Raw genomic sequence first — 12,410 nt, 5'->3', positions numbered from 1 at the left:
ATTTCAGGAATAAATTGATTTAAGCCAATCATCGGTTTAAGCACATTCACTCAACATATCTCCTACTCCAAAGCAGATACCTCAAATTGATTACCAACAGCTGCATGAATAAACCTAATGAGGCTGTCCATTATCAAATCGAAGGCCAGCACATCTTCATAAACCTTTTCTACCCTGATGTCAGCGTAATTTACCAGTACACAGGCAATATTTCTATCCATCGACCTGATCGTTACTAAATCCTCTGCAATGATATAATTAAATATATAATCAGTACCTAGTGTCTCATTAACAAAATCCCCAAAAGAAGATTCCAATGTTTCAAAGAAGATCTCGCTCAATATTCTCTTTTGATTAGCAATAATAATCATAATTTTTTTCGGTTAGTAAACGCTTTAAACACCAGAAATTATTTTTTAATCCTTACAGATTGCCATACAACCACCAGTAAACGCTTTTAGCAACTTTTAATTATTAATTTTATTAATTGTTTTCGCTGTGTAATTTACAATAAGTGCAATTATTTCATCAAGATTAACAACGGCTTCCTGCATTTGTTTCAGCTCAGGGATAACTTCCAAATATTCTTCCATTTCCAAAAGCAGCAAGAGCCCCTTAATATTCGCTACAGGTTTACGCAATTCGTGCGACTGTATATAAGCGATCTTGTCTAAAATCGACTGACTTTCCTTAAAAGTATCCCGGTTCCTCATAATTTCTGAAATATCTATTGAATTATAAGATACCCCTATGATTTCTCCTTCATCATTGTAAGCTGGATTAAACGTAAGATCACAAAAAATAGAAAAGTTCTCAAACTTGAAATATTTCTCAATACGGGATGTTTCTCCAGCTAATGCCTTCTCATAATATTTGATTAGATCTTTAAAATGATCTATAGGCATAAAGTCCCTAATGTTCATCCCTGCGCAAAGATCCAATCCAGAATTCTGCTTCACATTTTCTCTACACATCTTGTTAAAGGCTAAAACATGATAATCTTTATCAAGCAGTAAATAAACGGAAGCTATACTATCAAAAAATGCCCGCATCTTAATTTCTGCATTTTTTGCTTCCTCAAACTGCTCTTTTAGCAAGGCAAGGCTCTCGTCAAACTCAATGAGCTGGATCACCTGTTTTGACAAAATATACAGCATCTTTTGTTGGGTTTCAGTGAGTGAGTTTGCCAGGGTATCGATTACACAGAGACTACCCAGGTAATGTCCGTCGGGTGTGGTCAATGGTATACCGGCAAAAAATCTGATATGGGGTTCAGCTGTAACCAGGGGGTGATGTGCAAATCTTTCGTCGGCAGCAGTATCCGGTAACATAAACACTTGATAATCTTCAATCATGAGCTTGCAAAAAGAATTTTCTCTTGCCGTACTCAGCAAATCAACGCCTGTATTAAATTTAATTGCCTCTACATCCTTGTCAGTAAAAGTGACCAGGGCACTTGACGTACCGCAGATCTCTGCAGCAAAACTGACAATCTGCTGTAACTCCCTATATTTGCCGCTTTCAAGATTTAAAAAACGATTTAGGCCTTTCAGCCGGTCTGATTCTATTTGTTCCATTAAACCCTCCTGCTTTTGTCAGTCAGCTCTTTCACTGATTCCTTCATTAACTGAATCTCTCCGATTTGTTTTGCACTTTCGTTATCTAAAATATTGTCCATTAACACATTAATTAGTCGTACACAAATTTTTAGCTCATTCTCTTCCAAATGGGCTATTTTTTGAAGTGACTCATTTTGTTGCCTTAACAGGATTTCAGCTTCTACACTTTTAGTAATGTTTGTCACGTTAAAGGATATACCAATAATTTTACCATAGGGATCACGTGCGGGATCGAAGGTGGAATACCAGTGAATATCTCCGATGGGATAACTCAGTGTAATCTCCTCTATCAGAGACTCTCCCCTTAGCGCAGCATGGCAATTTGACTCAAATTTCTTTAGAAAATCGGGATGAATAAAATCTTTAATTTCCAAACTTTCCGAAAAATGTATATTGGAACTGCTAAGCATAAAATCTACCGTAGCTTTATTATAGGAGATTACTTTTAGCGCGGGATCAAAAAGCAGGTGACAGGAACTTGAACTTTCAAAAAAAGCACGAAGTTTTGTTTCTGATTTTTTTGAGTTGATAAACTGGTCTTTTATCAGGGATAAATTGGCATCAAAATCCAGTAAATAAGTAACCTGCCTGGATAAACTTTGTAACATCCGGAGCTGCAGGCCGCTTAATTTTTTGGCGGTAAGATCAAACACACAGATCGTTCCTATATTTTCACCGCCATCTGTAGTTAAGGGCGAGCCCGCGTAAAATCTGATATGTGGAGCATTTACTACAAAGGGATGGTGTTGAAAACGCGGATCTTTTGTGGTATCAGCTACTTCAAGTATATCATACTGCTCAACTGTTTGCTTGCAGAAACTATTTTCATATCCATTTTCTACTATTGGAGTACCTACACTAAATTTAACATACTGGATCCCATGATCTAAAAAACTAATCATGCCATAAGGGGTTTCACAGATGTTAGCCGCTAGCTCTACAATTTCCTGTAATTCTTTCTCTTTGCTGATATGGAGCTTTAGAAAACGGTTAACCTTCACTAATTTTTCAGATTCTTTCTCACCCATAAATAGTCGTGTTCCACTAACGATTTTAAAGGCTAAAAAGATTTCAGCTCAATGAAAGAAATTGAAATTTTCCTAAAAAACCGTATGAATTAATCAATATTTATAGATCTGCAATAACCGTGCAAATAGAAGGGTAAAATTTGAAAAAATAGGTGACATTTTAGTGACAATTAAGGGCTGAAAATTTGAAAAACATACTTAACGCCTTTGAAAAATCAATTTAGTAATTAACAAATCGTCCTTTAAAACATCATAAAGGCCGATATTTAGAAATCTTAAAAAATTCAAAAAATATTTGTTTTCGCCTCAAATTCTTTCAAGATAAAAAAAAGTAATTACCTTTTGCCACCAAATATCATGTTGCATGGCTTCCTACACCGACTTTTCTGATGACGAATTAGTAAAATTATTGAAGTGCAACGACCGCGCGGCATATACAGAAATCTACACCCGTTATGCCACAGTTCTCATTATTCACGCTTATAATAAGATCCGTAACCGTGATGAAGCGAGAGATGTGCTGCACGACGTCTTCGCCATTTTGTGGGATAAAAGAGAAGTACTGGAAATTACCACTAACCTATCCGGGTTTTTATATACCTCTGTCAAAAACCGCCTTAAGAATCAATTATCTCGTGAAGTGGTCAAAGACAAATACATTAATTATCACCTACTACATTATAACGATAAATTTGAACAAGCGGATCATTTGATCCGCGAAAATCAGCTCAAAGAACAAATTGAACAAGGAACTTTAGACATGACGCCAAAAACGCGCGAAGCATTTTTATTGAGCCGTTATGAAAATTTGAGTCACAAAGAAATTGCGGTTATCCTTGGAATAGAGGAGTCTACAGTTAGCAGGCACATCTCCAATGCCCTGCAAATCCTGCGGCTTAAGCTTCGCTTTTTCCTCTTTCTTTCCTTGCTTTTATAAATTATAATTTTCTTTTACATGTTCTGCCTTAGCTTCTTGTCTTACTCTTATAAATAGGAAATATTCCCTTCCAAGAGATGACCAGAGAAGAATTAAACGAAATCATAGAAAGATATGCAGCAGGCATGACTTCTGAAGAAGAAGATGCCTTTCTGGATAACCTCTATCTTCAATACTATGATGATCAACCGATGGATGTAAGCTACTCTGATCGTTCAGATGATTTAAACCGGGTGAAGGCGTCCCTTGATGAGCAATATAAAGAATACAAAAAAAGCAAGGTAAAATTATGGCCGAGTATTGCCATTGCAGCTACTGCACTATGCATCATCAGTATTAGCTTATACTGTTACAATAAACAGATTGAACGGCAACGATATAATGATTTCACTATTCTTAACGACATCGCCCCGGGCTCCGGCAAAGCTGTTTTAACTTTGTCCAATGGTAAAAAAATAGGCTTATCAGCTATTCAAAAAAGTAAAGTGGTAAAACAAGCAGGTATAGAGATTGCCAGAACAGCAGCAGATGAACTGATTTATACCACGGCAAGTATAATACCCCATTCCGAAATCACATACAATAAGATCGAAATTCCTAAAGGCGGCAAATATCAGCTGCGCCTGCCCGATGGTACCAGAGTATGGCTTAACGCCGCTTCTTCTTTAAAATATCCAACATCTTTTTTATCTCTCAAAGAACGAAAGGTAAAGTTGAGCGGCGAAGCCTACTTTGAAGTAACACACCAGAGTGGGGTTCCTTTCGTAGTAGAAACAGATAATCAACGCGTAGAAGTATTTGGTACACACTTTAACATCAATGCCTACCCGGATGAGCAGCTGATTAAAACTACCCTTTTGGAAGGAAGTGTTGGCATCAATAAAAAGGTTATGCTTAAACCTGGTCAGCAAGCTTTAAATTCTGGTTCGGTCATATCTGTTAAAAATGTAGATACCGCAACAGAGGTGGACTGGAAAAATGGCGATTTCAGCTTTAATAAAGGAGATGATTTTAAATCCGATATGCGGGAAATTGGCCGTTGGTACAACGTAGAATTTGTGTATAGCTCTTCCGCCTCACCTAAAATGGAACTCGGAGGCTGGGTAGCACGTAAAAATAAACTCTCAACTGTTTTAAACAGAATAGAATCAACCGGAAAAGTTCACTTTAAAATTGATGGAAGGAGGATAATGGTAATAAACTAGAGATAATTATAAATGCCAACGCCAGGAGTGTTAGTCGCAATCCTGGCGATTTTTTTGGCTTCTGTTAACTAAAGAAAAAAACTTATTAACTGAATTACAGGTGCCCTGTCTCTCAAAACTCAGGCACCCTAAACCAAATATATAAAATGATTTATAAAAAAAGACGCAAAATGCGCCTGAAGATCACATTACCACTCATGGCTCTGCTATTCTTTGGAAACCATCTATTTGCCCAGCAAATCACGATCAGTGAACAAAAAGCACCCTTAGAAAAAATACTCAAAATGATCCGCTCGCAAAGCGGATATGATTTCATCTTTGACCGCGGTGATCTTTCGGGAACACAACCCGTTAGTATAGACGTCAGAAATGCATCTGTTGATGAGGCTCTAAAGGTTGTTCTCACTGGCCAGCCATTAACTTACAATATTAAAAACAGAGTGGTAAGCATATTCAGGCTAAGAGATAAGGCACCGCCTTCTAAACCGGTAAACAAAATATCAAAGGTAAATGTAGTAGGCCTGATCACTGATGAAGATGGTATTGGACTGGATGGCGCCGTGATCCATATCAAGAACACGGACATTTCTACAGTAACCGGTAAAACCGGATTTTTTGTACTGAGGGATGTGGATGATAAAGCAGAGATTTCTGTAACTTACCTGGGTTATGAGCCAGCTGAAGTTTTAGCGAGCAAAAAACCGGTCAACTTAAAGATGATCCGTTATGTGCAATACCTGGATACCGTAAATATCGTATCCACAGGTTATCAGTATATTCCAAAAGAAAGGGCTACTGGAAGTTTTGTATTGATAGACAGCGCTTTACTAAACCGAAAGGTAGGTAAAAATATACTGGACAGGCTGGATGGGGTAACCAGCGGCTTGTTATTCAATAAAAACACGATGGGCAATACGCCTGTCATCAGTATAAGGGATAGGAGCACAATTTCTGCCAATGCAAACCCGCTGATTATTTTAGATAATTTTCCCTATGACGGAGATGTGGCGAACATCAATCCTCAGGATGTAAAGTCTATTACCATTTTGAAAGATGCTGCCGCAGCATCCATCTGGGGAGCACGTTCTGGCAACGGCGTAATTGTGATCACCACCAAAACAGGTGCTTTTAATCAAAAACCAGTCATCAGTTTCAATACAAATATCACTTTCGGAAGTAAGCCCAATCAGTATTATATGCCGCAGCTCACTAATCAGGAATACATAGGTGTGGAACAATTTCTGTTTAGTAAAGGAAAGTATAACCCGAAGATCAATTCGGGTTATATGGCCCTCTCTCCTGCTGTGGAAGTGATGTTGCTGCGCAGAAACAATCAAATCACGGATGCAAGACAAACGCAAATGCTGGATTCTATTGCAGGTCATGATAATAGGGCTGATTTGAATAAATATTTTTACAGGACAAGCCTTAACCAGCAGTACCAGCTTAGTGCCACAGGTGGCGGAGTTTACAATAAGTATTATGTTGCACTGGGTTATGACAATGATCTGGGGAATAACGTGACCAACAGCGATGACCGCTTTACTGTTAATGCGAATAATACTTTGTCTTTATTGAAAAACAAACTCCGGTTTTTAACAGGACTGATGTTTACTTCCAGCAATACTAAAATTAGAGGAGCCGGTTACCAACCACTATATCCTTATGAAAATGTTGCGGGTGCCAATGGAAACCCACTGGCCGTTACCGATGGGACTTTAAGGTTAGCTTATGTGGATACAGTTGGCAAGGGAAAATTGCTCGATTGGCATAAACGGCCGCTGGACGAACTGAACCCGGCTTATTATCATTCTGATATGCGATTGACAGATTACAAAATCAACCTGGGCGTAAATTATCAAGTGATACCCAATTTAACCTTATCTGTAAATTACACTTATGATAAGGGAATTACTGAATACAGTGATAACAATAGTCTCGAATCTTATTACACCAGGAATTTAATCAATTCATTCACACAAATTGATCCGGTAACCGGTGCTGCTACAAGACCTGTACCACTGGGAGATATCGTAGATAATAACAATAGTTCCTACTATTCTCATTATGGCAGAGGGCAGATAAATTATGAAAACGAATTTGCCAGTAAACATGCTATCAATGTGATCGCTGGGTATGAGTTCAAAGATTATCAAAGTTCGCAGGATTATACCACCTTGTATGGTTATGACCCCGCGACGGCTACTAACCTGAATGCAACGATCAATCAATTACAGGATTATCCAAGTTATTATAATGGTCTTATAAACAGGATTCCATTAAACATTGGTAATGCTGGAACAATTGATAGGTATGTTTCTTATTATACCAACGGTTCATACATCTATGACCAAAAATATATCCTGTCTGCAAGTTCACGAAGAGATGAATCGAATATCTTCGGAGTAAAAACCAACCAAAAAGGAGTTCCACTTTGGTCGACAGGCTTGGCATGGAATTTAAGTAAAGAAGATTTTTATCATTTTAGCAGCTTACCCTATTTAAAATTAAGGGCAACTTATGGAACCAGCGGCAATGTAGACAAAACCACATCGGCCTTTTTAACTACTCAAACTATAAATGCACCAAATCTCTGGGGAGCCTCCTACTTGCAAATAAGTAATCCTCCAAATCCTTCTTTACGATGGGAGAAGGTTCAAAATACAAATTTTGGGATTGACTTTGGAATGAAAAACAATAGGCTAACTGGAAGTTTAGAGTACTGGATAAAAAATGGAACTGATCTGATTGGACAAAGTCCTATTGCCCCACAAACCGGAGTTTCAATTTTTAAAGGAAACTCGGCTAATACTCTTTCTAAAGGGATCGATCTCACACTGAATTCGACAAACATTAAAACGGCTAATTTTAAATGGTTTAGTACTTTTTTGTTTAATTACAACACCGATAAGATTACCAATTACAAAGTGAAACAAGGTAGTAACGGGAATATTGTATCCCAAAATTACATCAATCCACTGGAAGGTTACTCCTATTATTCCATCTTTAGTTACAAATGGATGGGCCTGGATAATGCAGGAAATCCGCAAAGTATATTGAATGGAAAAGTAAGTGAAGATTATGCTGGCATTGCGAATTCTACGAACTCGTCAGAATTGGTCTATAGCGGAACCTCCACTCCTAAATATTTTGGTTCCTTCAGAAACTCTTTTTTATACAAATCATGGGAATTGTCATTTAACATTATCTATAAATTAGGCTACGTATTCAGAAGATCGTCCTTAAGTAATTATAACCTTTACCAGGGTTATGGTTCAATGGATTCCTATCAGCAGTCCGATTATGACTCAAGATGGCAAAAACCAGGCGATGAACTGATCACAAATGTACCATCACTCATTTACCCGGCAAAAATGTCCAGGGATAATATCTATAACTACTCCAATATATTGGTTGAAAAAGCTGATCATATCAGACTGCAGGATATTCAGCTAAATTACCAACTGGCTAAAGAAAAATATAAAAAATTGCCTTTTTCAAATCTTAGTCTATATCTCTATGCATCAAATCTACTGATCCTTTGGAAGGCTACTCATTATAAAATAGATCCTGATTATCCAAATAGCGTACCTATCCCAACAACCATCTCATTAGGTGTTAAAGCCAATTTCTAAAATCCATAATATGAAATTTTTATACCCTTTTATCTTCCTCATTGTTATAACAATATTCTATGGTTGCAAAAAAGATTTTCTCGATGCCAAACCTGGTACCAATATGGTTTCGCCAAATACATTGGCTGATGAACAAGCATTACTGGAAAATATTAATTGCTTAAATAGAACAACACCCGGTCTTTTACAAATGTCATCAGATGACTATAATTTTGTTGATTATGAATCCTGGCTTGGAACCTACTTTAATGCGGAAAGAAATAGTTATATCTGGGCAAAGGATTTATACGAAGGACAATTAGGAATTAAAGATTGGAATGTTGGATATTCTTCTATATTTACCTGTAATAATGTTTTAGAAGGATTAAATCAAATTCCCATTGTAGATCTTAACCGTGGGCAGTGGAATAATATTAAAGGATGGGCACTATTTATGAGAGCCTATGCATTCTATGATCTGGTAAGAAGTTTTTCCCCGGCTTATGATAGCCAGACAGCGACAACTGATCTGGGAATACCTATCCGCCTAAAACCTGGAATAGATGAAATTGAACCTCGTTCATCAGTTGAACAAACATATAACCAAATACTTTCAGATTTATCTGCGTCAAGTAATTTACTTTATCCGGGTATTCAGGTCAACAACAAAGAAAGACCATCTAAAGTAGCAACAATGGCTTTATTTTCACGTATTTATTTAAGTATGCGCAAATATGATAAGGCAGAACAATATGCAGACAGCACCTTAAATTTATATCCAACATTGATTGATTATAATACCATTGATACTTTACAAGCTGTTCCATTTTCGATCAATAGTACAGAAACAATTTTGAATACAACAGTAGTAGCTAACTATTATAATATACTTTTAACAGCCGATTACAACACAGCTGTGACCATCAACCCATCGCTATATCAATTATATGATGCAAATGATCTTAGACGATCTATCTTCTTTGGCACCAATATACAAACAGGACTTTTATATATGAAATATGGTTATGCAGGTGCATATCCAAGTCCTTTCACAGGTCTGGCAACTGACGAGGTTTATTTGATCAAAGCAGAATGTCTGGCCAGAAGAAATCAGATAACTGATGCCATGTCTACGATGAATACCTTATTAATTAATAGGTATAAAACAGGTCATTTTATTCCAATGAGTGCTTCAAATTCTCAGAATGCACTCAATCAAATATTAGTAGAAAGACGTAAAGAATTAATATGGCGCAGCCTGCGATGGACCGATCTAAAACGGTTGAATAAAGAAGGTGCTGATATTACCTTGCAAAGGGTTGCCAATGGAATAACTTATACCTTGCCACCAAACGACCCTCGTTATGTTTTCCCAATTCCAGACGATGAAATTGCCCTAAGTGGTATTCAGCAAAATATTCGATAATTAATATCAAAAAAAACGGGTTATATGTACAAAGACATACAACCCGTTTTTTAATTCATCCCCTTTTAGGGAACAGCATGATAAATGCCCGGACCTACTCCATCGATAGGTTCCAGATAATCATTATCCAGATAATCCTGTATATTGGCGCTGGTATAAGAAGATTGTGCTGGTATATACAATCTTCCAAAAGCCGTAACCGCATATTCGCAATTTAAACCAGAGCTGGAAGTACAACCACCAGGTGCAGTGGCCTGCCGGATAAAGAAGCCGGATGCCGTCTGTAAAATATAATTTTCTGTGATCGCTTTTCTTGCATTGGTAAATGCACTACCCCCAACCGCTATCGCTGTCAGTAAAAGGCCTAATAATAATTTCTTCATCAGTTAAATAATAATATAAAGGCCATGATTTGAATACGGTACTTCATCCAGCCAGCCTTCAGCAATAAAATCATTAACATCATCAGCACTGTACCATGCCTGTGCAGGAATATTTATTTTACCGGCTGCATTTACTGAATATGCACAGCTGAGCGTACTCAATAAATTAAAACATCCTCCATTCGCATTACTTGCCCTCAGAAATATTCCTGACAATGGTTGAATCAGATAACCTTCATTAATCGCTTTTTTTGCATTCGTAAATGCACTGCCCCCAACAGCAATCGCTGTCAGCATAAGGCCTAATACTACTTTTTTCATATTTATTGTTTTTTATATGATTACAGCCGCATTTCTTTAAACAGGCTACAGCTTTCCCTGTTAGTGTGCTATTTGATGACTATATAATAACTTTTATTCAATGATGTAAAGACCATTGTTAGAAGTAGGCACTTCATCCAGCCATCCTTGAGCTATAAAATTATTCACATCATTATCACTGTAATATGTCTGTGAAGGAATATTTATTTTGCTCGTTGGGTTGACTGCATATACACAGCTTTGAATACTTAATAGATTGAAACAGACTCCAGTTGCGTTTGCTGATCTAAAAAATATACCTGATAATGGCTGAATCAGATACCCCTCATTAATTGCTTTTTTTGCATTCGTAAATGCGCTGCCCCCAACAGCTATTGCCGTCAGCATAAGGCCTAATACTACTTTTTTCATCATTGTTTTTTATTTAGGTTTGTTAAGATTCCAAAGGATGCAAGCACAATCAAACCAGCATTCAGCCAGATATGATTTTGCCAGGACAGGTGAGAAATAATCCCTCCGCAGCTGCATGGCAGCCTGTGCATAGAGAGCACCATATAACTCAGATAAATTGTAAAAATCACCATCAAAATCAGCGAAGCATAAAGGCCGATTTTCCTGGTTACGGGAACGATCAAAAGCGCCCCGATAATGATCTCTAAAGAAGGGATCATAACTGCAATTGCAGTATGAAAAGAACCAAACATCGGCACCTCGCTCAGTACTTTGTCAAAGCTTTTAAACGTGAATATTTTGCTGGTTGCCGTGTGCATAAATAGAAGGATGAAAAAGGAGATAATCACCTCTCTAATGATCATTTTACGCTTTTCGCCTATAAAAAAAGGCGATCTTTTTTTCAGTGTTGTTTCCATAAGTAAATAATTAGTAGTACTAAGTTAAGACGGTACATTCCTTAAAGGAGTGCCTTTGATTTCAGAAATCACTTAATCTGAGATTCAAAAATTACTTAACTTTAGTTTCAGAAACAGCTTAACCTCAGTTTCAGAAATGACTTAATCTCAGGTTCAAAAAACGTTTTATATTTCCCTGTAAAAAGGTTGTTTTACGCCAGTGCTTTACAGGTAATAACACACAAGCAATACTACATCTGTTAGTGTTATTATTCCATAATAAATTTTAGATTTGTTTTGAGAGATAATGCTAAATAATAAGCTGTGATAATTATATCATAGTAACAATGCCTGTAGTGTAACAGCTAAAAAACCTATAACTGTAAAAACATGATAAAGCAAAATTTAACAGATTATCTCCTGGACCTGGACCCTATGCCAGAAGAATTAAAAAACGGAATGATAAGAAGCGAATTGATCCAATATGTCAATTCCCGGATCAGTACCAGTCACCACAATCACCGGGTGCTGATCCTAACGGCCGGCATGATTCCCGACCGCATTTATTTCATTGTGAAGGGCGTAGTACGCGGTTATAAAACCGATGAAAAAGGAAAAGAAAAAACAACCTTTTTATGGGATGACCATTCTATCATGACCGATGTGAATAGCTTTATTCACAGAACACCAACTGATATCTACCTCGAAGTAATGCCAAATAGTACGCTGAACTCAATTTCCTATCAGCAGCTAATTGATATTTTTGAGCGCTTCCCTTTTATCAACAGATTTATGAGTAAACTGGTCGTGTACAGTAATAAATATAGCCACAAAAGCTTTTATAACTATGCGAAGCCATCTGCATGGGAAAGGTACCAGGAATTACTAGACCGCTATCCCTATGTAGAACAGAAAGTATCAAAGGAAATTATCGCCTCATTTTTGGAAGTTACCCCCCAATACTTATCTAAAATGATCAAAGAAAACAGATAGAGGAACAGGTTTCCTCTATCTGTTTTCTTCATCAAA

The 12,410-nt window shown here is 37.1% G+C and carries 12 protein-coding genes; 5 read left to right on the top strand and 7 right to left on the bottom strand.

Translation table 11 applies throughout. From position 1 onward, the window contains the following. Positions 1–62: 62 nt before the first annotated feature. The 3 genes from GSQ84_RS23295 to GSQ84_RS23285 all read right to left on the bottom strand — a co-directional run bounded on the left by GSQ84_RS23295 (position 63) and on the right by GSQ84_RS23285 (position 2,647). A complete protein-coding gene (locus GSQ84_RS23295; protein ID WP_158799785.1) occupies positions 63–371 on the bottom strand; it encodes a hypothetical protein in 309 nt (102 codons plus the stop codon). Positions 372–467: 96 nt separating this feature from the next. Beyond that, complete coding sequence (locus GSQ84_RS23290) at positions 468–1,577, bottom strand: GAF domain-containing protein (protein WP_158799784.1); 1,110 nt, start codon at positions 1,575–1,577, stop codon at positions 468–470. Further along, entirely contained in the window at positions 1,577–2,647 is a 1,071-nt protein-coding gene (locus tag GSQ84_RS23285; protein WP_158799783.1) for a GAF domain-containing protein, read from the bottom strand. Before GSQ84_RS23285 ends, GSQ84_RS23290 begins: the two co-directional genes overlap by 1 nt. A 364-nt stretch (positions 2,648–3,011) precedes the next feature. Between GSQ84_RS23285 and GSQ84_RS23280 the strand changes: the two genes are divergently transcribed. The 4 genes from GSQ84_RS23280 (at position 3,012) to GSQ84_RS23265 (ending at position 9,829) form a co-directional block, all read left to right on the top strand. Then, positions 3,012–3,584 (top strand): RNA polymerase sigma factor, encoded by a 573-nt coding sequence (locus tag GSQ84_RS23280; protein ID WP_158799782.1) that lies wholly within the window; start codon positions 3,012–3,014, stop codon positions 3,582–3,584. A 77-nt stretch (positions 3,585–3,661) separates the two neighbouring features. Next, positions 3,662–4,789, top strand: coding sequence for a FecR family protein (locus GSQ84_RS23275; RefSeq protein ID WP_158799781.1), 1,128 nt, complete (start codon positions 3,662–3,664; stop codon positions 4,787–4,789). Between the two features lie 146 nt (positions 4,790–4,935). Then, complete coding sequence (locus GSQ84_RS23270) at positions 4,936–8,424, top strand: SusC/RagA family TonB-linked outer membrane protein (RefSeq protein WP_158799780.1); 3,489 nt, start codon at positions 4,936–4,938, stop codon at positions 8,422–8,424. Between the two features lie 10 nt (positions 8,425–8,434). Further along, on the top strand, positions 8,435–9,829 hold the full coding sequence (locus GSQ84_RS23265; protein WP_158799779.1) for a RagB/SusD family nutrient uptake outer membrane protein: 1,395 nt from the start codon (positions 8,435–8,437) through the stop codon (positions 9,827–9,829). Between the two features lie 65 nt (positions 9,830–9,894). On the opposite strand, the gene GSQ84_RS23260 is transcribed toward GSQ84_RS23265, so the two are convergent. The 4 genes from GSQ84_RS23260 to GSQ84_RS23245 form a co-directional block, all read right to left on the bottom strand. Continuing rightward, positions 9,895–10,212, bottom strand: a complete 318-nt coding sequence (locus GSQ84_RS23260) for a hypothetical protein (RefSeq protein WP_158799778.1) — start codon at positions 10,210–10,212, stop codon at positions 9,895–9,897. A gap of 3 nt (positions 10,213–10,215) precedes the next feature. Further along, a complete protein-coding gene (locus GSQ84_RS23255; protein ID WP_158799777.1) occupies positions 10,216–10,533 on the bottom strand; it encodes a hypothetical protein in 318 nt (105 codons plus the stop codon). A gap of 93 nt (positions 10,534–10,626) precedes the next feature. Next, positions 10,627–10,947 (bottom strand): hypothetical protein, encoded by a 321-nt coding sequence (locus GSQ84_RS23250; protein ID WP_158799776.1) that lies wholly within the window; start codon positions 10,945–10,947, stop codon positions 10,627–10,629. After that, a complete protein-coding gene (locus tag GSQ84_RS23245) occupies positions 10,944–11,402 on the bottom strand; it encodes a MauE/DoxX family redox-associated membrane protein (protein WP_158799775.1) in 459 nt (152 codons plus the stop codon). Before GSQ84_RS23245 ends, GSQ84_RS23250 begins: the two co-directional genes overlap by 4 nt. 369 nt (positions 11,403–11,771) lie before the next feature. Here GSQ84_RS23245 and GSQ84_RS23240 point away from each other — a divergent pair, with 369 nt between their 5' ends. Continuing rightward, positions 11,772–12,374, top strand: a complete 603-nt coding sequence (locus GSQ84_RS23240) for a Crp/Fnr family transcriptional regulator (RefSeq protein ID WP_158799774.1) — start codon at positions 11,772–11,774, stop codon at positions 12,372–12,374. Positions 12,375–12,410 lie beyond the last annotated feature (36 nt).

Origin of the sequence: Pedobacter sp. L105 (assembly GCF_009765875.1) — a bacterium.
Classification (GTDB): domain Bacteria; phylum Bacteroidota; class Bacteroidia; order Sphingobacteriales; family Sphingobacteriaceae; genus Pedobacter.
Note: the sequence above shows the minus strand (reverse complement) of the source record. Positions and strands in the feature narration are given on the sequence as shown.